A 22,511-nucleotide genomic window follows, 5' to 3' on the forward strand; every position below is an offset into this window, starting at 1 on the left:
TAGCGGGGACGATGACGCAGCCGTGACCGGCCGCTCATGTGGAAAAGCGCGCGCGGCGCGGGTGTCTGGCCGAGGCGTGTTATCCTTGCTGCGATTCGGCAACGGCAGCGGGGAGCAGGCACATGGCAGTGGCCGAGAAAGCACCGGAGGCGACCGGCCCGTCAGCGAAAGGCTCGACGAAGGATTGGGTGCATTACGAGGTCGATCTGTGGTGGACCGACCTCAACACCACCGAGATCGGCATCTACCAGCATTCGCGCTACCGGGCAAAATCGCGCCAGTTCACAACCGACAGCGACATCTTCGGTGAGGTGAAGGAGGACGGCGAGCGCACCCATCTCATCAGCTATCGCGAGGGCGCCTGGGACGAGAGCGAGGGCATGGCCCGGCGGCTGGTGATCAAGCTGTTCTCGGACTCGATGACCTGGCGCGCGACGATGGACTTGATGATTGGGCGCAGCCTGCAACTCTCCTTCGGGGCTGGCGGCTTCCCGGTGACGGCCTTCTCGGTAAATGTCTCGGGCCACGACCAGATTATCCATGTCGAGCGCACTGCGCGGAAATGGCCGGGCTTTCCTGAAAAATTCTCGTTCTTCATCCTCAAGGATGGCGAGCCATTCCTCTACAAGCTGCGCCGGCACTGGATCAGCATCGGCCCGGACTACTCGCTCTACGACCACAACAACGAGCGGATCGGCATTTTGAACGGCAAGCTGGTCACACTGGGCGGGCACTGGGATGTGAAGCTGCGCGCCGATCATGACGACCGCATTCTCAACTGCGTGCTGCAGCTTTTCTGCGCGATGCTGCGCTTCAACAAGGCGTGTCGCGCTCATGTCGAGGATCTGGTGCAGCGCATGGAGAAGCGCGAATTGCGCCCTCAGCTCGAAAGCCACGAAGCGGATCTGTATCTGAACCCGCGACGCACGCGGTAAGGTTTCAGACGGTCACACGCACGGCAGCGCCTGGCCCCGCGGCGGCCAGAAGTTTGCGCAGATCGGCTTCGCGGAAGGCGATGCAGCCTTCGGTCGGCGTGAAGCCGGGTGCCGCGAGATGCATGAAGATCGCGCTGCCTCGGCTCCGGCTTCGCGGGACGTCATTATAGCCGAGCACGACGACGAGATCGTACAGATGGTCGTCTCGCCAGAGCACTTCGTGGCCGGCGGGATAGGGCAGGGCAACAAGACGGTTGTAGTTGCGGTCGCGTGGGTCATCGCACCAGCCGTCATGCGGGCGGATGGCTGCGACAGTCAGGCCCGTTGTGGGCCGCTTAACGCGGTCCGCACGGTAAAGCACTCCGCGTATTGGCCACACCCCGATCGGCGTTGCCCCATCGCCCTCGCGCTTCAGCGCCCGTCGACCGCCGCGACCCAGCGCGCAGGGCAGCCTTAGCGGGCCCACCACCGCAATGCCCTGCTGTGCTGTCGGCGAACGCCCATAGATATTCACGCAAATTTGCATTTACGCGAGCGACCTTTCATTGCTGTGAGCCGTGCCGGATGTTGCTTTGCGTTTGGCCGGAGCCTAAATCGTAAAGCAATGCGATAGAAGCGATTTCGGGAGAGCGCAGAATGAGCACGCCGCGGCATATTCTGGTGGTGGACGACGACGAGGATCTGCGGGACTCGCTGGCCGAACAGCTCGCGCTGCACGAAGAGTTCGAAACCGAAATCGCTGGCGATGCGCGCGGCGCGATCGACAAGCTGAAAAGCCAGCGTGTCGACCTTGTGCTGCTCGACATCGGGCTGCCGGATATGGACGGGCGCGAGGCCTGCAAGCTGATGCGCAAGAACGGCTTCAAGGGCCCCATCATCATGCTGACGGCGCAGGATACCGACGCCGACATGATTCTGGGACTGGAATCCGGCGCAAACGACTACGTCACGAAGCCGTTCCGCATCGCCGTGCTGCTCGCCAGGATTCGCGCGCAGCTACGCCAGCACGAGCAGAGCGAGGATGCCGTCTTCGCGATCGGTCCATATACCTTCAAGCCGGCTAGCAAGCTGCTGCTTGATCAGCAAGGTCGCAAGATCCGCCTGACCGAGAAGGAAACCTCGATCCTCAAGTACCTCTATCGCGCGGGTGAGAGCGTCATCACCCGGGATGTGCTGCTGCACGAGGTCTGGGGATACAACGCCGGCGTGACCACCCATACACTGGAGACTCATATCTACCGCCTGCGTCAGAAAATCGAGCAGGACCCGTCGAACGCGGAGCTGCTTGTTACTGAGGCCGGCGGCTACAAACTCATGCCGTAGGCGGCCCGCGGCCCCCTTGTCGAGTGCAGCGACTCAGATCATGGTTTCCCCAGATGGGGGACAAAATGCACGTCGAAGATCGGGCGCTTCTCGAAAATGTGGAGCTGTTCAAGGGGCTGAGCGACGCGCAGATCGACGCGATAGCAGCCGCTACTGACATCGCATGGTTTGACAGCGGTCAGCCGATCACGGAGGCCGAGGAGGCCGGCGCGGCGGCGTTTGTCATACTCGAAGGATCGGTGATGGTCGCCGATACGTCGGCCCCTGACGGCTTCCAGGAACCGCTTGGGCCAGGTACTTTTGTCGGCGAACTGGCAATGCTGACCGAGGTCTCCTACGCGGCCACCGTAGTGGCGGCCGAGCCGGTTCGCGCCCTGGCGATCACGCGCGCCACGCTGTACGAGGTCATGGAGGCTGACCCGTCGATCGCCGAGCACTTCTCGGCCAAGCTCGTGCGGCGCCTGTCCAGCCTTGCCGATGAACTGCGGGCGGTCGATGATCGCTTCGAGGCGCTGGAGATTTCGCTGCAGCGGATTGCCGACGCTGCGTAGGTCAGCCCAGATCGATATCGAGAATGACCGGCACGTGGTCGGAGGGCTTCTCCCATCCGCGCGCGTCTTTAACGACTTCGATGCCCTTCGTCCGCTCCTCCAGCTCTGGTGACGTCCAGATGTGATCCAGCCGCCGTCCGCGGTCTGAGGCGCGCCAGTCCCGGGCACGGTAGCTCCACCAGGTGTAGAGCTTCTCCTCGGGCGGGATGAAGCGGCGCACGACGTCCACCCACGGCCGGCTCTCTTGCACCGCCGTCAGATGATCCACTTCGATCGGCGTGTGGCTAACCACCTTCAGCATCTGCTTGTGGGACCAGACATCGGTCTCCAGCGGCGCGACGTTCAGATCGCCTGTGAGGATCATCGGGCCGTTGTCCGCCATCTCCGGGCGTTCGAGCCAGCGGCGCATCGCCTGCAGATAATCGAGCTTCTGGCGGAATTTTGGATTCGCCTCAGGGTCGGGGATGTCGCCGCCTGCCGGGACATAGAAGTTATGGAGAACCGGCTGAATCGCAGGCGCCTCCAAGCGGACCGCGAGATGCCGGGTGTGCCCGCTGGCATCGAGGTCTTCGGCCATCACCCGCGCAATCGGGACGCGCGAGAGGACCGCAACGCCGTTGTACCCCTTTTCCCCGTGCGTCTCGACATACGCCAGCCCGAGTTCGGCCAGTTCCCCGTGCGGGAACAGTTCATTCGGACACTTGGTCTCCTGCAGGCAGAGCACGTCAGGCCGATACGCCGCAACAAACTGCTTCACGAGCGGTAGGCGCAGGCGCACGGAATTGATGTTCCAGGTTGCGAGCCGAAGGATCATGCGGGTGAGTTAACGGCGGGCCACGGCCTGCGTCCAGAGCCGCAGTGCGCATGCGCACAAAAAAAGGGCGCCCAACCCCGGCGATGGTTGGGCGCCAATGTGCGTTACTACGCGGTGCGCCGGGAGGGATGCCGGCGCGGGAACGGATAAGCCGTCGGCTAGACGGGGGGGGGCACTACCGATGGTGATTGGCTTATCCGATCGACATGAAAACAATAGCACAAAAGTTTTTGCCTTGGGAAGGGGAAAAATCAAAAAATTTGGCTTGACAGTGTCCGAACAGCCAATCCGGACGGTGGCGCGGCGATAACGGCCGCATCTTTCCTGATCAGGGATCGCAACGTCCGATTGCCAAGGCCCCGACCCGTCGATAGGCTCGCATGCAGCAACGCCAGCCGGCCATAAAATCCATGAAGCAGGACGACGCCCTCGACATCCTCAAGACCGGCGCCTCGGTGTTTCTCACCGGCGAGCCGGGCAGCGGCAAGACGCACACGGTCAACCGCTATGTCGATTACCTGCGCGCCTGCGGGCTTGAGCCGGCCATCACCGCATCGACCGGCATTGCCGCAACGCATATTCAGGGCCGCACCATCCACTCCTGGAGCGGGATCGGCGTGCGCCTGCCGATCTCGCGCGGGCAGATCGAGCGCATCGCCGAGAACCGCTACACGGCCAAGCGCATCCGCAATGCCCCGGTGCTCATCATCGACGAAATCTCCATGCTCGGGCCGGACGTCCTGCATGCGGTGGACATGGTCTGCCGGCATGTGCGTGGCTCGCCCGCGCCATTCGGCGGTCTGCAGGTCGTGCTGGTCGGCGACTTTTTCCAGATCCCGCCGGTCGTGCGGAAGGATGAGCCGGCGGGCGGCCTCGGGCTGGATGGGCCCCAGGATGGTCCGCTGTTCGCGCACGGATCGAAGGCCTGGCGCGACCTCGACCCCACGGTCTGCTACCTGACCGAGCAGCACCGCCAGAATGACGGCGGCTTCCTTGAACTGCTGAGCGCGATCCGTGCCGATACCGTCGGTGCGGCAGAGCGCAAGGCGCTTGGGGAGCGCCGGGTGGACAAGAATGATCTGCCGCGCGACCTCACCCGCCTCTACACGCACAATCGCGATGTTGACAGGATCAATCTTGCACGACTGGCCGAGGTCCCCGGCGACGCGCGTGTCTTCGACATGAAGGCGCGCGGACCCGACCCGCTGGTCGCGGCGCTCAAGCGCGGTTGCCTGACCGGCGAGGAACTCGGCCTGAAGGAAGGCGCCGCGGTCATGTTCATCAAAAACGATCCCGGTGGCCGCTATGTGAACGGCACGCTGGGGATTGTCACCGGCTTTGATAACAAGGGGTGGCCGGTCGTGCGCACGCGCGAGGGGCGCAAGGTCGTGGCCGAGCCGGTGGACTGGCAGATGGAAGAGGACGGCAAGTCGGCGGCGAAGATCACGCAGGTGCCGCTACGCCTCGCCTGGGCGATCACCGTCCACAAGAGCCAGGGCATGTCGCTTGACGCCGCCGCGGTCGATCTCTCGCACGCCTTCGATTACGGGCAGGGCTACGTGGCGCTGTCGCGCGTCCGGTCGCTGGAGGGGCTGCATCTGGCGGGCTGGAACGAGCGGGCGCTGCGCGTTCACCCGGAGGCCCTGGCCAAGGATGAGGAATTTCGCAGCGCCTCCGAGACAGCGCTGCGCGCACATCAGCAGCGCGACGACCGTGAGATCAGCCGACTCCAGGACGAATTCATTCGCGATGCCGGCGGGCGGACGCCCGCGCCGGCGGCGCCGCGCTTCGGCAACACCCGAGGTGCGCGCAGCAAGGCGTATCAACCCTGGAGCCGCGATGAGGAAGACCGCCTTCGGGCCTACTTCGACAAGGGGGCGCCGATCAGCCAGATCGCCGAGACGCTGGGGCGCAAGCCGGGCGCGATCCGCTCGCGGATGCGCAAGTTGGGGCTGATCTGATGGTCTGTGATCTGGGTAAGCTGGTTCGCTCACCATTTGCGCGGCTGCGCAGCCTGCTCGGCAGCATCGAACCGGGTGCGGAACCAATCGACATGAGCATTGGCGCGCCGCGTCACCCGATGCCGGATTTCGTCGCGGACATCATCCACGACCATGCCGCCGACTGGCAGCCCTATCCGCCAATTCGCGGCACCGACGGTCTGCGCAAGGCAGTCGCCAACTGGCATGGTCTGCGTTACCCGTCGCTGAGGGAACAGATCGACCCGGAAGCGCATATCCTGCCGCTCTCCGGCTCGCGGGAGGGGCTGTTCTCGGCGACCTTCCTGGCGCTGGCGCGCAAGCCGCATGTTGCCCGGCCCGTCGTGCTCATCCCGAACCCCTTCTATCAGGCCTATGCGGCGGGGGCGCTTGTTGGCGGTGCGGAGCCGCGCTTCCTGCCGACCACCGAGGCGACGGGCTTTCTGCCCGACTTTGAAGCGGTGCCTGAGGATGTGCTGGCACGGAGTGCGGCGATCTTCCTCGCATCGCCGGCAAACCCGCAGGGCGTCGTCGCCAGCCGGCCCTATTTGCACGAACTGATCGCGCTCGCGCGTCGCTGGGACGTGATGCTGTTCCTCGACGAATGCTATTCGGAGATTTACAGCGACGCGCCGCCGCCTGGCGCATTGGAAGTTGCCGCGGAGACGGGCAGCCTCGCCAATGTGGTCTCCTTCAACTCGCTATCGAAGCGATCCAATGTCCCGGGGCTGCGCTCCGGCTTCTGCGCGGGTGACCCTGACTTCATCTCGCGTTTTGCCGGGTTCCGCAACGTTGCGTGTCCGCAGATGCCGCTGCCCGTGCAGCACGCCTCCGCGGCGCTGTGGGGCGACGAGGCGCATGTCGAGGCCAACCGCGCGCTCTACCGCGAAAAGTTCGAGATCGCCGGGTCGGCGCTCGGTATCCGCGCGCCGGCGGGCGGGTTCTTCCTTTGGCTTGACGCCAGCGCGCTCGGCGGCGGGGAGGAGGCCGCGCTGCACCTCTGGCGCGAGGCGGGCGTGAAGGTCATTCCCGGTGCCTATCTGGCAGTTGAGACCGATGGCGCCATCCCCGGTGCGGAGCGCATACGCGTTGCCCTGGTCGGCGACGCGGCCACGACCCGAGAAGGGCTGATGCGCACCGCGGAGGTCCTTGGACCAAGTTGATACAAAACTCGCCAGTTTTTCTGCGTTTTGGAAACCCTTTGTAAACCCTGCGGTGGCAGTTTCTTACCGCGCGTTTACGTTTCACCGTCGCGCTATCGCGGCGGTCCAACGAGCGGACCCATGGCCACCTATACCGTTTCACGACCCTCCCGGCGTCTTTTGCCCGCGTCGATGGAAGCCGCAATTGCCAGGCTATTCCGGCGTGGACTGGGCGTTGCCGTGCTTTCTCTGGCGCTCGCCGGCTGGGCGAGCCTGTTGACCTGGTCGGTCGCCGACCCGAGCCTCAACCACATCACGGAGCAGCCCCCGGAGAACCTGCTGGGTGCTTATGGCGCTTCGGTCGCCGATCTTATGATTCAGTCGCTGGGCCTTGCTGCCGTGACGGTGTTCCTGCCCGTGGCCGCGCTTGGGTTTCGGCTTGCCGCCGAATATCCGGCCGGGCCGCTGCGGCTGATGTCGCTGCTGTGGCTGGTTTCGACGGCGCTGATTGCCATGAGCCTTAGCCCGCTGCCGGCGCCGGAAACCTGGCCGCTGGCGCATGGCCTGGGCGGGATCATCGGCGATTTCCTGATGGTCGGCGGCGTTCATGCGCTTGGCTTCGTCCCGGATCACTTCGCACAGGCTGTAGCCGGAGCGGTTGCCGGTCTGGCCGGGGGCGTGGCGCTGATGGCAGCCTGCGGTCTCAGCCCGCGCGATATGGCCGTGTTGCTCGATAGCGAGCGAACCGCAAGGGCGGCGACGCGGTCGGGAACGGGTATCGGGGAGGTCTTGCGCGGGCTGGCGCCGGAGCGCGAGCAGGCACAGGAGCCGGCAGGCCCCCGCGAGTTCTGGATGGGTCAGGGCTGGACCGACGCAGAGGATGAGCCGAAACCGGATGGGCGCGAGCGCCGCCGGCTCCGCCGCATCGGGCGCCGCCGTGAAGAGCCGGATCTGCGAACGGAGCCGACGCTGAACGTCGAGCCACAGGATCTCGGTGCGCGGATCGAACCGTTTTTCGATTCGCTGCGCTCTGCGCCCCCGTGCCAGGAGCCCGCGGCGCAGGAGTCGTCGGACGATATCTGGGCCGCGCATTACCGCGCGCATCAGGTCAGCGAACCGCCGCCTCAGGTTCGGGCCGCGCCATTTCTCGCGCCCAAATCCACGGCGACCCCGGCGCCCCAGACCAATCCGAAGGGCAGTTTCACGCTGCCGCCCACGAGCCTGCTCACGCAAGCTTCTGGTGCGCAGGTTCAGCATGCGCTGAGCGATGAGGAACTCACCGAACGGGCCGAGCAGCTTGAAGGCACACTGCGCGACTTCGGCGTCAAGGGCGAGATCACGGAAGTGCACCCCGGCCCGGTCATCACGCTCTATGAGCTGCGCCCGGCGCGCGGGACGAAATCCTCCCGCGTCATCGGCCTGTCCGACGACATCGCGCGGTCGATGGGAGCGGTTTCTGCGCGCGTGTCGGTTATCCCCGGGCGCGATGCGCTCGGCATCGAGCTACCGAACGAAAAGCGCGAGACGGTTTATCTGCGCGCGCTGCTGGAGACGGCGGAGTTCCGCAACAGCCAGGCGAAGCTGGCGCTGGCCCTCGGAAAGAGCATCGGCGGTACGCCCGTAATCGTCGATCTGGCGCGGATGCCGCATCTGCTGGTCGCCGGCACCACCGGCTCGGGCAAGTCGGTCGGGATCAACGCGATGATCCTTTCGCTGATCTATCGGCTTCCGCCCGACCAGTGCAAATTCATCATGATCGACCCGAAGATGCTGGAGCTGTCGGTCTATAACGGCATTCCGCATCTGCTCACGCCGGTTGTCACCGACCCGAAGAAGGCGGTCGCCGCGCTCAAATGGACGGTTGCGGAAATGAACCGGCGCTATGAGCGGATGCACAAGGTCGGTGTCCGCAACATCCAGGGCTACAACCAGCGCGTTGCCGAGGCGCGGGCGCGCGGCGACGTGCTTGGGCGCACGGTCAACACCGGTTATGACGAGGCGACGGGCCAGCCCATCTACGAGCATGAGGACATCGACGCCGAGCCGATGCCCTACATCGTGGTGGTCATCGACGAGATGGCTGACCTGATGATGGTCGCTGGCAAGGACATCGAGTTCGCCGTGCAGCGCCTGTCGCAGATGGCGCGCGCCGCCGGCATCCACGTCATCATGGCGACGCAACGCCCGAGCGTCGATGTCATCACCGGCACGATCAAGGCCAATTTCCCCAGCCGCATCAGCTTCCAGGTGACGTCGAAGGTCGACAGCCGCACGATCCTGGGCGAACAGGGCTCCGAGCAGCTTCTTGGCGCTGGCGATATGCTGCACCTCGCGCCTGGCGGCCGGCTCACGCGCGTACACGGACCTTTTGTCGCCGACCAGGAGTTGGAAAAGGTTGTGCACCATCTGAAGCAGCAGGGGGCGCCGGAATACCGAACGGACGTTCTGGAGGCGCAGGATGATCCGGTTGATCCGCGCCTGAGCAACGATAGCAAGCCCTCGGGTGACGACTTGCTCGATGAAGCCATCGAAATCGTGCGCCGCGATCGCCGGGCCACCACCAGCTATTTGCAGCGCCGGCTCGGCATCGGCTATAACCGCGCCGCGTCGCTCATCGAGCGGCTGGAAGACGAAGGCATCATCGGCCCGGCTGGGCGCGGCGGCAAACGGGAAATCCTCATCGGCGAGGCCGAAGACGCGTGAATTTTTCGCGCCGATGTCTCCAATTTGACGCTTTTGTGGTCCAAGCGGCCGTGACGAGGTGATGCGGCCCGCCGCGTTGCGCGCGTGGCGCGCCGAACCGGCGACCCGGTAACACGAGACGCATTGGGGTGAACCATGAGGGGACGATTGGCAGCTTTGACGTGGCGGCCCGCTGGGCGTGCGCTGGGCCTGGGCCTTCTGGCAGCAACGGCGACGGCTGTGATGGCCCCACCGGCGGAGGCTGGCTCCTCGACGCATGCCAAGACGGTGCCGGGCACAGAGAAGTCCGCGCCGAAGCAGGCAAGCGCACCGGCGGCTGAGGAAAGCACCCCTGATCCAGCAGCAAAACCTGCGGAGAAGACCGCCAAGGCCGAGCCGGCGCCGGAAGCGACGGCCGGGACGCCCGAAAAGGCGCCGCAGGAAAGCACGGTTAGCCCGATCGGCGGCGCATGGGAGACCGAGACCCTGGTCCGTCCCGAAGCCGCGGACGAGGAGATCACGGACGCCGAAGCGCTTGAGATCATCGAACGGGTGAACGCGTATTTCAACAACCTGAAGGAAGCGAAAGCCGAGTTCGTCCAGTTCGACGCGAACAACGAAAAGAAAAGCGGTGACTTCTTTTTCAAGCGGCCGGGCAAGGTGCGCTTCGACTATGATCGCCCCAGCCGGATGAAGATTATTTCCAACGGCGAATACCTCGCGGTGGAAAACCATGACCTCCGCACCGCCGACCGCTATCCGCTGGAATCAACGCCGTTCAAGCTGCTGCTGTCCGAAGAGGTCAATCTGCTGGAGGATGCCCGCATCCTGTCGATCGACAAGGGTGAAGACGTGCTGATCCTGACCATGGAGGACAAGACCGGCGAGTCGGCTGGTCAGATCCGGCTGTTTTTCCGCACTGATCCCGAGCTGGAGCTTGCGTCCTGGATCATTACCGACGCTCAGGGCGTGGACACCCGAGTCGACATTGCCGAGCTGGAACGTGATGTGCAGCTCTCGGCGGATTTGTTCGAGTTCTCCGGTATCGGCCTGCCGGACTTCAACCGGCGCTAGGAAGGGCGGCGCGCGCCGCCCCTTCCAGTTCAAGCTCCGTCTTCTGCCGCTTCGGGCTGCCGATCGCGCACGGTCACGTTAATCTGCTGTTCGCCGGCGTTCTCGAAGGTCAGCGTCATCTCGAAGCTGCTGCCGGCCTTGAGCTGATCTTTCAGCCCGATCAGCATGATGTGCTTGCCGCCGGGCGCGAGTACGACCGTCTGCCCCGCAGGGAGCGGGACGCCGTCTTCAAGCCGGCGCATACGCATGACGCCGTCCTTCATCGTCATCGTGTGCAGCTCCACCGCTTCGCTGACATCTGCGGACGCGGCAACCAGTGTGTCGTCTGTTTCCCCATTGTTGGTAATTGTCATGTACGCCGCGCTGTTCGGTACGCCCTTGAGGGAGGCCTTGGCCCAGGGGTGGGTGAGACGCAGATCGCCGAAGCTGTAGTCATGCGCCTGGGCGGCCGCGCCGAAGGCGCAGAGTGCGAAGGCGGCGAGGATATGAACGAGCGTTTTCATTCTTGCTCTCCTTGGCAAAAGGCTTTCGGTTTCGGTTGCTTGCGCGACCGGCGCGCCGCACGGGTCGGCGCGTCAGAGCAACCTTTTCGGTGTCAAACTGAGAGGAGGGGCGGATAGTTTCCGTGCCGCCTTCAGGCACGCGGCGGGGCGCGACAATTGACAAGCCGCGGTTGACGATCATTCGGCCACTGGTCGTTGAGATTGTGGCTCTCGTAGTCTCTCCGGGCGATGGCCTTCGGAATGGATGCGAGCTGCGGCAGTAAGCCGCCAGCGACGTGATGGTTGCTTGCGCAAACCGGGCAGGCCATGGTTCCGGGCATACTGGGCCCGCCGGGCTTTTCAGAGGGCGCACCAGGTGGCGTATCGCCGTAAAGGGCGCAGATGACAGGCGTTCGGGAGCCGTCGGTCGCGGCGGCGGCGAAAGCAAGATGGGCGCTGCCGACCACGGCCTGAAAGATCATCCCCGCGATCAGCAACGCGCCCGGCAAGCCGCGACCGAGTTCGGCGATTTCGTGCGATAGCCGCTTCATGAGGAACGTCTAGCACTCGCGGCCGGCCCGTGCCACCGGGCGCGGCGCCGCAGCACCGGTTGGCGAACACGCAGACGTGATCGTTAACCAAACCTTTACGCTGTGATCTGCGGCGTGTGCCACATTTCTTCCATAAGAGGGCTATTTTTAGCTAACTTGCAGAGACTTTTTCCCGCCAGGCGCGCCTCCGCAGTGTGCCGATCCGAGACGCCGTTTCCAGGGCAAGGGGGGATGGACCCATCCACAGGCAATAAGGATCGACCCGGCCCTTCACCCGCCACGGACCACCTGCGCGGTGCAGTGCGCGCCCGTCGGCGCGGTTGCCAACGGTCAGACAGAACCTTGTAGAAGTGGTATCCAGGGAGAGTGCAAACATGCCAGCGCGTATTTCGCTCGGAAAGTTGTGGGTCGCGGTTATCCTGATCCTGTGTTCCTCCCTGGCCACGAGCGGCCCCCTTTCCGCCCAGACCGAAACCGATTACCAGGAGATGGTCGAGCGCGTGAACCGCGGCACCGTCCGCGTGATCTCCGGGGGAATTGGCGGCACCTACATCCGCATCGCCACGGACCTCGCCTCCGTGCTGAATGACGGGAACCGGTTGCGCGTGCTGCCGATCGTGGGGCAGGGCTCGGTGCAGAACATTACCGACCTGCTCTATCTGAAGGGCATCGACATCGGCATCGTGCAGTCCGACGTGCTCAGCTTCATCAAGCGGCGCAATATGTATCCGGGCGTCGAGGAGCGCATCGCCTACATCACCAAGCTTTATAATGAGGAGCTTCATGTGGTGGGCGGGCCGGAGATCGGCAGTATCGAGGACCTCGCCGGGCGCAAGGTGAATTTCGGCGTCGAAGGCAGCGGTACGGCGATGACGGCGGAAACCGTTTTCGAGAGCCTCGGCATCGAGGTCGAGCCGGTCTATCACGACCAGCCGCTCGCGCTGCAGAAGATCAAGGACGGTGAAATCGCCGCGACGCTCTATGTTGCCGGCAAGCCGACCAGCGCCATCGAAGAGCTGAACCGGGAGGACGGCTACCGCCTCGTTACCGTCGATTATGACCCCGCGCTGCAGCAGGCCTATCTACCGACCACCTTCACGCATGAGGACTATCCAAGCTTGGTGCCGGAGGGATCCCCGGTGCGCACGATCGCCGTGGGCGCGGTGATGGCCGTTTACGACTGGAACCCGGAGGGCGAGCGCTATGCGAAGGTGGAGCGCTTCATCAATGCTTTCTTCTCCAACTTCGAAAAGTTCCTGCAGGCGCCGCGCCACCCGAAATGGCGGGAAGTGAACCTCGCGGCCGAGTTGCCCGGCTGGACGCGCTTCCAGCCGGCGCGTGAGTGGCTCGACCGCAACCGCCAGACGGCCTCGGCGGAAGTGCGCCAGCAGTTCAACGCCTTCCTGGTGGAGAAGACCGGCGCGACGCAGCTTTCCGACGAGGAGAAAGACGCACTCTTCTCCGAGTTCGTCAGGTGGCGACAGCAGCGTCAGGCGGCAGGGAACTGACTAACCGCTCAAGAGCGATAACAAGCGCGTCCGCGCGCAGGATAATAATGAGGTGACGCCGTGAGACAGGGCCGGGTGATCGGTAAGCGTGAGCAGCCTGTCCGGGAGGCCGTCCCGCCCAGCCTGACGCGGTCTCGGCCGATGGAAAAGCTTGTCGCCGCCTTCGTTGCGGCCGGGCTTGCCGGGCCGGCCTGCGCCCTGGCCGCCGCGCCAGCACAGTCTCCTCCAGCCCGCGCAGAAGCGCCGACAGCCGCCCCGCCGCTCGACGCCAGCCGCCTGGCCGACCGCGCGACACCGGACGCCATGGCGCTGCAGCCGATCATCCTTGCCCAGCAGAGCGGCTTCTCCGTCACCGATATCTCCGGACCGCCAGACGAGCCGCTGCCCCTCGAGATCAGCCTGCCGCCCGAGGACGGCGACCTGTTCCGCGTCATTATGGTTCGCGGCCTGCCGGACGACTTCAAGCTGACCGCAGGTGTCTCGCTGGATGACGCATGGGCGTTGTCGCCCGCCGAGATCTCGAGCGTCGCACTGGTCGCACCGCCGGACTACAACGGTGAATTTTCAATGGAGGTGCTGTTCATCCGCGGCAACGGGGATGCGCGCGAGCAGGAGATCGTGAATGTACGCATCGGCCCTGAGCCGAAGCGCGAGGTCCCAACCAGTGCGACCAATGGGACAGACCAGCCGCAGGCGAAGGAATCATCCCTGTCACCGGAAATGCAGAAGTCGATGTTCGACCGCGCCGAAGCGATGATGGCGGGCGGCGACATCGCGGGTGCGCGGCTGATCCTGCGCTATCTGGCCGACCAGGGCGTCGCTGGGGCGGCCTACGCGATGGGCCAGAGCTTCGACCCCGGCTTCCTGCAGGATATCTACGTGCGTGGCGGGGACCCCTCGAATGTCGAGAAGGCCCGGGAATGGTATCGCCGGGCAGCGGAAATGGGCAACGCGGACGCGCGCTCGCGGCTGACGGCGCTGGAATAGCGGCAAGCCCGCCACGCCCGCCCGCGCGGCCGGTGCGGTGCGTTGACATTAACCGGCCTGCCACGTATGTCTCCAATGAATTGAAAGCCGGCTGCCTTGGCGCGGCCGAATGTTTTATGGGAAAAGCCATGAAAGTCAAAAACTCGATCAAATCGCTGCGCAAGCGCCACCGGGACAACCGCCTCGTCCGGCGCAAGGGCCGCATCTACATCATTAACAAGACGAATCCGCGCTGCAAGGCACGCCAGGGCTGAAGGTGCGCCGGCGCCCGCCGTGTGGGCATTTTGACCGCGCGCTTTTCGGTGTTACCCTACGCTCATGAGTAAACCCCGGTCGCGTCACTGCTTGCTATCTGCAGTCGCGGCGCTCGCCATGGTGTGCGCCCCGACGCTCGCCCGTGCGCAACCCGATAATCCAGGCCCGTCACTGCCTCCCGGCGCCGAGGACGGCGTCATCGACCCGGACTCGATTGCGCCGGACCGTGACGCCTTGCTCGACACGCTTTACCAGCGCCTGCAACAGGCCGAGTCGCCCGAACGCGCCAAGGCCGTGGCCCAGAGCATCGAGCGCGTCTGGCGGAGCAGCGGCAGCCCCTCGATCGACCTGCTTCTGGCGCGCGCCATGTCACTCATCAGCGCCGAGGAATACAATCTCGCGCTGGCGATCCTCGACACCGTCGTGATCTCCGAGCCCGAGTTCGCCGAGGGCTGGAGCCAGCGCGCGATGGTGCACTTCCAGAAACGCGACTTCCGTGCCGCCTTGCGCGATCTGCGGCGTGTGCTTGCGCTTGATCCGAACCATTATCGCGCCATGCAGGGTGTCGCCGTCATCCTCAACGAGTTCGGCGAGAAAGAACGCGCCCTGAAAGCCTATCGCCGTGTCCTCGAAGTCTATCCGCTGAAGAAAGAGGCGCGGGACGCCGTCGAGGAACTTCGACGCGACGTCGAGGGGCAGGACATCTAGCGCGCATCCGGCAGCGGCCCGGCCACGTTTCCAATCCAGCCGATTGCCGCGCCAAGCCCCGCGTTGGCGGCTCGCGCCGCGCAGCGCATGGTTAAACCCGGTCTTTTGCGCGCGAGGGCCGGCTCGAGAAAATCCAGAAGAGGGAGAAGCTATTGACCAGCAGCGCAGCCCAGAGCTTCATCATGATCGGCGAGCGCACGAACGTCACCGGCTCGGCGAAATTCCGCAAGCTGATCGAGGCCGACAATTACGACCGCGCAATCGAGGTGGCGCGCGAACAGGTCGAGAACGGCGCGCAGATCATTGACGTCAACATGGACGAGGGTCTGCTCGATTCCGAAGCGGCGATGACGCGCTTCCTGAATCTGATCGCCGCGGAACCCGACATTGCCCGCGTGCCGGTGATGATCGATAGCTCGAAATGGCCCGTCATCGAGGCGGGGCTGAAATGCGCGCAGGGCAAGTCGATCGTCAACTCGATCAGCCTGAAGGAAGGGGAAGAGGCTTTCCTGGATCAGGCGCGCAAGATCCGGCGCTACGGGGCGGCGGTCGTGGTCATGGCGTTCGACGAGGAAGGCCAGGCCGAGACGGCCGAGCACAAGTTCAATATCTGCGCCCGCGCTTACAAGCTGCTGACCGAACAGGTCGGTTTCCCGCCTGAGGACGTGATCTTCGACGCCAACATTTTCGCGGTCGCCACCGGCATCGAGGAACACAACGACTACGCCAACGCCTTCATCGAGGCCGTCCGACGGATCAAGACCGAACTGCCCTACGCCAAGACCTCCGGCGGCGTGTCGAATCTGTCGTTCGCGTTCCGCGGCAACGATCCCGTGCGCGAGGCGATGCACTCGGTGTTCCTCTACCACGCTATCCGCGCCGGGCTGGACATGGCCATCGTGAACGCGGGCCAACTCGCCGTCTATGAGGACATCAATCCGGAGCTGCGCGAGCTGGTCGAGGACGTAATCCTCAACCGCCGTGACGACGCGACCGACCGACTGCTCGAAGCCGCGGACAAGTTCAAGGGCGGGCCCCAGCAGAAGCGCGTGCAGGACCTTTCGTGGCGCGAAAAGCCGGTGGGCGAGCGGCTGACGCATGCGCTGGTGCACGGTATCGCCGACTATGTCGATGAGGACACCGAAGAGGCCCGCCAGCAGTTCGACCGCCCGATTCATGTCATCGAAGGCCCGCTGATGGACGGCATGAATGTCGTCGGCGACCTGTTCGGCGAGGGCAAGATGTTCCTGCCCCAGGTGGTTAAGTCCGCGCGCGTGATGAAAAAGGCCGTGGCCTATCTGATGCCTTACATGGAGCAGGAGAAACGCGACCTCGGTATCGAGGACCAGCCGGCCGCCGGCAAGATCGTCATGGCGACGGTGAAGGGCGACGTGCACGATATCGGCAAGAACATCGTCGGGGTCGTCTTGCAGTGTAACAACTATGAGGTGATCGACCTCGGCGTGATGGTGCCTTCGCAGAAGATACTCGATACCGCACGCGAGCATGGCGCCGACATGATCGGCCTGAGCGGCCTGATTACGCCGAGCCTCGACGAGATGTGCCATGTCGCCGCGGAAATGGAGCGCGAGGAGTTCGATATCCCGCTGCTGATCGGTGGCGCGACGACCAGCCAGGTGCACACCGCCGTCAAGATCTGCCCAAACTACAAGCGCGGCCAGGCGATTTACGTGTCCGACGCCAGCCGCGCGGTCGGTGTTGTCTCGCGCCTGCTGTCAGAGGAGCGCGAGGACTACCTGCAGGAGATCCGCGACAACTACGCCAAGGTGACGGCAGCGCACCAGCGCGGGCGCGCGCAGAAGGCGCGGGTGAGCCTCAAGGACGCGCGGCGCAACAAGTACGCCATTGACTGGGCAGCGTATCAGCCGACCAAGCCGCAGTTCATCGGGACGCGTGCCTTTCGTGACTTCGACCTGCGCGAACTGGCCCGTTATATTGACTGGACGCCATTCTTCGCGACATGGGAAATCAAGGGCACCTATCCCGGCGTGCTCGAAGATGACCGCTACGGGGAGACAGCGCGCCAGCTCTTCGACGATGCGCAGGCGCTGCTGAAGCAAATGCTGGACGAGCAGTGGGTCCACGCCCAGGGTGTCGTCGGATTTTGGCCTGCGAACACGGTCGGGGATGATGATATCGCGGTCTACACCGACGAGACGCGCGCCGAACGTCTCGCCACACTGCACACTTTGCGCCAGCAGATCGCGCGCGACAGCGGCCGGGCGAACACCGCGCTTTCAGATTTCCTCGCGCCGTTGGATAGCGGCGTCGCCGATTACATCGGCGGCTTCGCGGTGACGGCCGGCATAGGCGAAATGGCGATCGCGGAGCGGTTCGAGCGCGCGAATGACGATTATTCGCGCATCATGGTGCAGGCGCTGTGCGACCGGCTGGCCGAGGCCTTCGCTGAGCGGATGCACGAATTGGTCCGCAAGGAGCTATGGGGCTATGCGCCGGATGAGAACTTCTCGATCCAGGAACTGATCGCGGAGAAATACGACGGCATCCGCCCCGCGCCGGGCTATCCGGCTCAGCCGGACCACACCGAGAAGCGCACGCTTTTCGACCTGCTGGACGCGGAAAAGCAGGCCGAGATTGCGCTCACCGAAAGCTACGCGATGACGCCGCCCGCGAGCGTGTCGGGGCTCTACTTCGCGCATCCGCAGGCGCATTATATCGGCGTGGGCAAGATCGACCGCGATCAGGTCGAGGACTACGCCAAGCGCAAGGGCTGGCGTGTGGAAGAGGCCGAGCGCTGGCTCGGGCCTATCCTCAATTACGACCCGATGGAAAAGGCAGTGGCCTGAGCCTGCTAGTCGATCGTGGCGACAGCGGTGCGTTCGCGGCGCTCCTTGCGCTTGCGCAACGCCACCGCGCGGTTGCCGCAAACCAGGGGGCGCAGCTTCGGCGCGGGCGCATCCAGCCCGCTGCCATAGCCATAGTGTTCCAGCCGCGGCGCGAACATCTTTTTCCAGTCATAGACCGCAAAGCCGTGATCGAGCAGCGCCTTGGCGCGCTCGGTCCGGGAGCGGCTGTTATACGAGCCCATCACCACCGCGATGAGCTGGCGTTCGCCACGAGTCGCGCTGGCCACCACGTTGAAGCCGGAGTCACAGATGAAGCCGGTCTTCATGCCGTCCGCCCCGTCGTAAACGCGCAGCAGCGCATTGTGCGAGCGCATGTAGGCGCTCCCGATGCGGAAGGAGCGCTCGGAATAGAGATAGGCGTATTCCGGGAATTCCTTCAAAAGCGTGCGTCCGAGGATCGCCATGTCGCGGGCAGTGGAAATCTGGCGCGCATCCGGCAGGCCATGGGGATTAACGAAGCGCGTCCGCGTCATGCCGAGGCGCTTGGCCGTCGCATTCATCTTGTCCGCAAAGGCCGCGACGCTGCCGGCAATCTTCTCGGCGAACATCACGGCAACATCATTTGCGGACTTGATGATCAGCGCGCGCAGCGCCGTCGGCATGCTCATCTCCGTGCCGATCGGCGCGCCGATCTTGCTCGGGGGCTGGGCGTGCGCGGTTTCCGACACGACGAGCTTGTCCTCCATGGACAGCTTGCCGTCTCGCATCGCCTCGAAAGCGAGATAGGCGGTCATCAGCTTGGTGAGTGACGCCGGGTGCCAGCGCCGGTCGATGTCTTCGGCGTAGAGGACAAGCCCTGTTTCGGCGTCGATGACGAGGGCCGGCGCCGCACGTGCCGGTTCCGATGCCATGCCCGCTACCAGGAACGCCAGCATCGCGCCGACAACAGCCCCAATACGCATCGCCGATTTTCCCCGTTTCGCCGGAAGGTCCGCTCTTAACGGCGTGTTGGTGCCCCAGGCCTGACTCGAACAGGCACGCCCTTGCGGGCAACAGATTTTGAGTCTGTCGCGTCTACCAATTCCGCCACTGGGGCCGCGCAAATACACCTTGCCTCTTTGCAGGCCGATCATAACCGACGCCTTGTTACCGTCAATATAAGAGGCCAGCAAAGCCTTTGCCCGCGCGAAAGCGCCAGCCGACGCGCAGCTTTGATGGACAAAGCGAGCCCGCGTCTATAAGCAAAACGTCATGCTCAGAAACCTCTATGATCGCGTGATGGCCCTCGCCGCCCATCGGCTCGCCGTGTGGTGGCTGATGCTGGTGTCCTTCATCGAAAGCTCGGTATTCCCGATCCCGCCAGACGTGATGCTGGTGCCGATGATTCTGGCCAAGCGCGCGAAGGCGTGGTTCTACGCCGCGATGACCACGATCAGCTCGGTGCTTGGCGGTGCCGCCGGGTACGCGATCGGGTATTTCTTTTTCGAGCTGGTGGGGCAGCCCATCCTTGAATTCTACGGGAAAACGGATGCCTTCGACGAGTTTGCCTCCGGCTACAACGCCTATGGGGCATGGATCGTGCTTTTCGCCGGCATCACGCCCTTTCCATACAAGGTGATCACGATCGCATCAGGTGTCACCGGGCTGAGCTTTCCGATCTTCATGCTCTCGAGTCTCGTGGCGCGCGGCCTGCGCTTTTATCTGGTCGCCGCGCTGCTCTACTGGTTCGGCCCGCCAATCCGCAGCTTCATCGAGCGCCGGCTCGGCCTTGTCACGTTCGCGTTTTTCGTGGCCTTGTTCGGCGGCTTCCTCGCGCTCAGATACATTTGAGGCGGTGTGGAGACAGGCTCATGCAGGATATCATCGGCCGGATCGGCATGCGGAAAGCCGCGCTCGGCGTGCTCGCGCTGGCGGGCGCAACGATCCTTGCCGCGTTGGCGTATGAGCATATAGGCGGTTATGTGCCGTGCGAGCTTTGCTATCGTCAGCGCTGGGCCTACTACATCGGGATTCCAGCGGCTCTGGTCGCGGCCCTGTTCGTGCGCAGCCGGCCGGCGCTGGCAGCGGGCGCACTTGCCGTCGTTGGCATGGCCTTCCTGCTGAACACTGGGCTCGGCATCCATCATGCCGGCGTCGAATGGGGCTGGTGGCCCGGCCCGGCGGGCTGCTCCGGCGGTGTGCAGGTCTCCACCGATACGGGCGCGCTTATCGAGAGCCTGCGCAATGGCCAGACTGTGCGCTGTGATGAGCCCGCCTTCCGCTTCCTCGGGCTTTCGTTTGCGGGCTGGAATGCGGTGATCTCGCTGGGGCTGGCGGTGCTGGCCGGTCTTGGGTTGCAGCGCTTCGCAAGGCGGCATCTCGCAGCCGTGTAATTCTGTGCAGATCAGCCACGCGATCTCGAAAAAACCACAGTTCGTTCCCAGCTTTTACTTGTGCCGTGGTGTAAGGGTAACGTGCGTAAGCTGGAGTGAGTCGTGGAACAGTGGAATGCGTTGGGCGCGCTCGCGAATCGCGTGTTGCGCCAGGCGGCCGAAGCGCGGGAGCAGACGGTCAGCCAGTTGTGTGAGGCGGAAGCGGCCCAGGGTGCGGCAGCACGCGAGCGCCCGAATGCGTGGCCAGCCCCGAACCAGAGACCCGTGGAGGCACCGCGGCAGCTTGAGCTGCCACTGGTCTAGGCGTACGTCGTTATGAAGACGGTTCTTCGCCGGTCGCAACAGGCGTATCCGGTACCTGGCTCCATTCCGTCCAGGAGCCGTCATAAACGGCGGCGCGCTCATAGCCCGTCGTCGCCAGACCCAGGGCGAGGATGCATGCGGTCACGCCCGACCCGCAGGTGGTGACGACTGGTTTGTTCAAGTCGACCTGCGCCATCTCGAAAAGCTGCCGAATCTGCTCGGGCGGGCGCATTGTGCCGTCCGGATTGAGTATCGCGGCATAGGGAAGATTGAGCGACCCTGGAATGTGCCCGGCGCGCGGCATCGGGCGCGGCTCCGGCGCGATGGCGTGGAAACGCTCGGGCGAACGCGCATCGACGATCTGCGCTCCGCCCTGCTCCGAGATGCGGCGCATATCATCCAGGTCGCGCACCAACTCACCCTGCATCCGCGCGGTGAAGTGCTTGGGCTGCGGCCTGGGCGGCGGATCGCTCTCCAGCGGCCGACCCTCGGCCTTCCATTTCGGCAGCCCGCCATCAAGCACCGCGACGTCATCATGCCCCATGACGCGGAACATCCACCAGGCGCGCGGCGCGCTGAACATGCCGGCGTTGTCATAGACCACGACCTTGTCGCCGTCCCCGATGCCCATCTTGCGCATCCGCGAAACGAATTTCTCCGGCGAGGGCAGCATGTGCGGAAGCGGGTTGGAGGTATCGGCGATCTCGTCGATGTTGAAGAACTGCGCCCCGGGAATGTGCTCGATGTTGTAATGCGCATCGAGCGGCATGCCGGGCATGGGATTGTAGCTTGCATCCAGGATCTTGACGTCCGGCGCGTTCAGATGCTCGGCCAGCCAGTCGGTGCTGACCAGCCAGTTCCGGGTTGGTTGCGGCATGGCGTTTCCCCAAGCTGTTTTGATTATGCGCGCTATTCGGCGTCGACGAAAACCTCGGGCACACTGGGCTCACGCTCCAGCCAGCCGGGCACCGGCAAACCCTTCTCGCGCAGGAAGGCCGGGTTGAACATCTTGCTTTGATAGCGCTGGCCGTAGTCGCACAGGATCGTCACGATGGTGTGGCCCGGTCCGAGATCGCGCGCAAGGCGTATCGCCCCGGCGACGTTCACGCCGCTGGAGCCGCCCATGCACAGGCCCTCTTCGCTCAGCAGGGCATAGGCGACATTCAGCGCCTCGGTGTCGTCGATCTGATAGGCACGATCGACCGTGACACCCTCCAGGTTGGCGGTGACACGACCCTGGCCGATGCCCTCGGTGATGGAGGAGCCTTCCGCCTTCAGCTCGCCATGAGCGTAATAGTGATACAGCGCGCTGCCCAGCGGATCGGAAATGCCGATCACGATGTCCTCGCGCTTGGCCTTCAGGCCCATCGACACGCCGCCGAGCGTGCCGCCCGTGCCGACCGCGCAGATGAAGCCGTCGACCTTGCCGCCGGTCTGCTCCCAGATTTCCGCGGCGGTGGTCTCGATGTGGCCGGAGCGGTTGGCGACATTGTCGAACTGGTTCGCCCAGATCGCGCCGTTCGGCTCGCGCTCGTTCAGCACTTCGGCCAGCCGCGCCGAGTATTTCACATAGTTGTTCGGGTTCTTGTAGGGGACAGCCGGCACCTCGACCAGCTCCGCGCCCATCAGGCGCAGCATGTCCTTCTTCTCCTGCGACTGGGTCTCCGGGATCACGATCACCGTGCGATAGCCCAGTACATTCGCCACCAGCGTCAGGCCGATGCCGGTATTGCCCGCCGTGCCCTCCACCACGACGCCGCCGGGCTTCAGCAGTCCGCGCCGTTCGGCATCGCGGATTATGAACAACGCCGCGCGGTCCTTCACCGACTGGCCGGGGTTGAGGAACTCCGCCTTGCCGTAGATATCGCACCCGGTCTCCTGGCTGGCACGCGTCAGCCGGATCAGCGGGGTGTTGCCGATGCATTGCAGGGCATTGTGCTTGAGGTTCAAGGCGGCAGTCCTTCTGGTGCGGGATGGATCGGCGCGCGATCGCGCCGGAATCGTTCGGAAATCCTAA

The 22,511-nt window shown here is 64.4% G+C and carries 22 protein-coding genes and 1 tRNA gene; 15 read left to right on the forward strand and 8 right to left on the reverse strand.

Annotated features, from left to right (window positions below; all coding sequences use genetic code 11):
- Positions 1 to 122 precede the first annotated feature (122 nt).
- Positions 123 to 935: a hypothetical protein gene (locus tag BXY53_RS05165; protein ID WP_245410363.1), complete on the forward strand. Its 813-nt coding sequence runs from the start codon at positions 123 to 125 to the stop codon at positions 933 to 935.
- A gap of 4 nt (positions 936 to 939) precedes the next feature.
- On the opposite strand, the gene BXY53_RS05170 is transcribed toward BXY53_RS05165, so the two are convergent.
- Positions 940 to 1,449, reverse strand: a complete 510-nt coding sequence (locus BXY53_RS05170; RefSeq protein WP_342634963.1) for a L,D-transpeptidase family protein — start codon at positions 1,447 to 1,449, stop codon at positions 940 to 942.
- Positions 1,450 to 1,571: 122 nt separating this feature from the next.
- On the opposite strand from BXY53_RS05170, the gene BXY53_RS05175 reads away from it, so the two are divergent.
- Together BXY53_RS05175 and BXY53_RS05180 are read left to right on the forward strand one after the other, a co-directional pair.
- Positions 1,572 to 2,258 (forward strand): response regulator transcription factor, encoded by a 687-nt coding sequence (locus BXY53_RS05175; RefSeq protein ID WP_119060807.1) that lies wholly within the window; start codon positions 1,572 to 1,574, stop codon positions 2,256 to 2,258.
- 65 nt (positions 2,259 to 2,323) lie between these two features.
- Positions 2,324 to 2,809, forward strand: coding sequence for a Crp/Fnr family transcriptional regulator (locus BXY53_RS05180; RefSeq protein ID WP_170144345.1), 486 nt, complete (start codon positions 2,324 to 2,326; stop codon positions 2,807 to 2,809).
- 1 nt (position 2,810) lies between these two features.
- On the opposite strand, the gene BXY53_RS05185 is transcribed toward BXY53_RS05180, so the two are convergent.
- A complete protein-coding gene (locus tag BXY53_RS05185) occupies positions 2,811 to 3,623 on the reverse strand; it encodes an exodeoxyribonuclease III (protein WP_119060809.1) in 813 nt (270 codons plus the stop codon).
- A 380-nt stretch (positions 3,624 to 4,003) separates the two neighbouring features.
- On the opposite strand from BXY53_RS05185, the gene BXY53_RS05190 reads away from it, so the two are divergent.
- The 4 genes from BXY53_RS05190 (at position 4,004) to BXY53_RS05205 (ending at position 10,500) form a co-directional block, all read left to right on the forward strand.
- Positions 4,004 to 5,584: an ATP-dependent DNA helicase gene (locus BXY53_RS05190; RefSeq protein ID WP_245410364.1), complete on the forward strand. Its 1,581-nt coding sequence runs from the start codon at positions 4,004 to 4,006 to the stop codon at positions 5,582 to 5,584.
- Positions 5,584 to 6,765, forward strand: coding sequence for an aminotransferase class I/II-fold pyridoxal phosphate-dependent enzyme (locus tag BXY53_RS05195; protein WP_119060811.1), 1,182 nt, complete (start codon positions 5,584 to 5,586; stop codon positions 6,763 to 6,765). The genes BXY53_RS05190 and BXY53_RS05195 overlap by 1 nt, the downstream gene beginning before the upstream one ends.
- A 120-nt stretch (positions 6,766 to 6,885) precedes the next feature.
- A complete protein-coding gene (locus BXY53_RS05200) occupies positions 6,886 to 9,447 on the forward strand; it encodes an FtsK/SpoIIIE family DNA translocase (protein ID WP_119060812.1) in 2,562 nt (853 codons plus the stop codon).
- Between the two features lie 147 nt (positions 9,448 to 9,594).
- The gene (locus BXY53_RS05205) at positions 9,595 to 10,500 is read left to right on the forward strand and encodes a LolA family protein (protein WP_170144346.1); all 906 of its coding nucleotides are present in this window, start codon (positions 9,595 to 9,597) and stop codon (positions 10,498 to 10,500) included.
- Between the two features lie 29 nt (positions 10,501 to 10,529).
- On the opposite strand, the gene BXY53_RS05210 is transcribed toward BXY53_RS05205, so the two are convergent.
- Positions 10,530 to 11,003: a copper chaperone PCu(A)C gene (locus tag BXY53_RS05210; RefSeq protein WP_119060814.1), complete on the reverse strand. Its 474-nt coding sequence runs from the start codon at positions 11,001 to 11,003 to the stop codon at positions 10,530 to 10,532.
- Between the two features lie 131 nt (positions 11,004 to 11,134).
- Complete coding sequence (locus BXY53_RS05215; protein WP_119060815.1) at positions 11,135 to 11,533, reverse strand: hypothetical protein; 399 nt, start codon at positions 11,531 to 11,533, stop codon at positions 11,135 to 11,137.
- Positions 11,534 to 11,907: 374 nt separating this feature from the next.
- On the opposite strand from BXY53_RS05215, the gene BXY53_RS05220 reads away from it, so the two are divergent.
- The 5 genes from BXY53_RS05220 to metH all read left to right on the forward strand — a co-directional run bounded on the left by BXY53_RS05220 (position 11,908) and on the right by metH (position 17,819).
- Positions 11,908 to 13,041 carry a TAXI family TRAP transporter solute-binding subunit gene (locus tag BXY53_RS05220; protein ID WP_119060816.1) on the forward strand — a complete coding sequence of 378 codons (1,134 nt, stop codon included), beginning with the start codon at positions 11,908 to 11,910 and terminating at the stop codon, positions 13,039 to 13,041.
- A gap of 60 nt (positions 13,042 to 13,101) precedes the next feature.
- Positions 13,102 to 14,028, forward strand: a complete 927-nt coding sequence (locus BXY53_RS05225; RefSeq protein WP_147361501.1) for an SEL1-like repeat protein — start codon at positions 13,102 to 13,104, stop codon at positions 14,026 to 14,028.
- Between the two features lie 128 nt (positions 14,029 to 14,156).
- Positions 14,157 to 14,282 (forward strand): type B 50S ribosomal protein L36, encoded by a 126-nt coding sequence (ykgO, locus tag BXY53_RS05230; protein WP_119060818.1) that lies wholly within the window; start codon positions 14,157 to 14,159, stop codon positions 14,280 to 14,282.
- 91 nt (positions 14,283 to 14,373) lie between these two features.
- Positions 14,374 to 14,991 carry a tetratricopeptide repeat protein gene (locus BXY53_RS05235; protein ID WP_170144347.1) on the forward strand — a complete coding sequence of 206 codons (618 nt, stop codon included), beginning with the start codon at positions 14,374 to 14,376 and terminating at the stop codon, positions 14,989 to 14,991.
- A 131-nt stretch (positions 14,992 to 15,122) separates the two neighbouring features.
- Positions 15,123 to 17,819, forward strand: a complete 2,697-nt coding sequence (metH, locus tag BXY53_RS05240) for a methionine synthase (RefSeq protein WP_280985260.1) — start codon at positions 15,123 to 15,125, stop codon at positions 17,817 to 17,819.
- A 5-nt stretch (positions 17,820 to 17,824) separates the two neighbouring features.
- Here the strand turns inward: metH and BXY53_RS05245 are convergent, their stop codons facing one another.
- Together BXY53_RS05245 and BXY53_RS05250 are read right to left on the reverse strand one after the other, a co-directional pair.
- Positions 17,825 to 18,781 (reverse strand): D-alanyl-D-alanine carboxypeptidase family protein, encoded by a 957-nt coding sequence (locus tag BXY53_RS05245; protein ID WP_119060821.1) that lies wholly within the window; start codon positions 18,779 to 18,781, stop codon positions 17,825 to 17,827.
- 47 nt (positions 18,782 to 18,828) lie between these two features.
- Positions 18,829 to 18,915 (reverse strand) — tRNA-Leu (locus BXY53_RS05250).
- Between the two features lie 155 nt (positions 18,916 to 19,070).
- Here BXY53_RS05250 and BXY53_RS05255 point away from each other — a divergent pair.
- The 3 genes from BXY53_RS05255 to BXY53_RS13995 all read left to right on the forward strand — a co-directional run bounded on the left by BXY53_RS05255 (position 19,071) and on the right by BXY53_RS13995 (position 20,494).
- Complete coding sequence (locus BXY53_RS05255; protein WP_119060822.1) at positions 19,071 to 19,649, forward strand: YqaA family protein; 579 nt, start codon at positions 19,071 to 19,073, stop codon at positions 19,647 to 19,649.
- A 20-nt stretch (positions 19,650 to 19,669) separates the two neighbouring features.
- On the forward strand, positions 19,670 to 20,191 hold the full coding sequence (locus tag BXY53_RS05260; RefSeq protein WP_119060823.1) for a disulfide bond formation protein B: 522 nt from the start codon (positions 19,670 to 19,672) through the stop codon (positions 20,189 to 20,191).
- A 102-nt stretch (positions 20,192 to 20,293) separates the two neighbouring features.
- The gene (locus BXY53_RS13995) at positions 20,294 to 20,494 is read left to right on the forward strand and encodes a hypothetical protein (RefSeq protein WP_147361502.1); all 201 of its coding nucleotides are present in this window, start codon (positions 20,294 to 20,296) and stop codon (positions 20,492 to 20,494) included.
- Positions 20,495 to 20,504: 10 nt separating this feature from the next.
- Here the strand turns inward: BXY53_RS13995 and sseA are convergent, their stop codons facing one another.
- Complete coding sequence (sseA, locus tag BXY53_RS05265) at positions 20,505 to 21,371, reverse strand: 3-mercaptopyruvate sulfurtransferase (protein WP_119060824.1); 867 nt, start codon at positions 21,369 to 21,371, stop codon at positions 20,505 to 20,507.
- Between the two features lie 32 nt (positions 21,372 to 21,403).
- A complete protein-coding gene (locus BXY53_RS05270; RefSeq protein WP_119060825.1) occupies positions 21,404 to 22,444 on the reverse strand; it encodes a cysteine synthase A in 1,041 nt (346 codons plus the stop codon).
- Positions 22,445 to 22,511: the final 67 nt, after the last annotated feature.

The organism is Dichotomicrobium thermohalophilum, from assembly GCF_003550175.1.
In the GTDB taxonomy this organism is placed as follows: domain Bacteria; phylum Pseudomonadota; class Alphaproteobacteria; order Rhizobiales; family Rhodomicrobiaceae; genus Dichotomicrobium; species Dichotomicrobium thermohalophilum.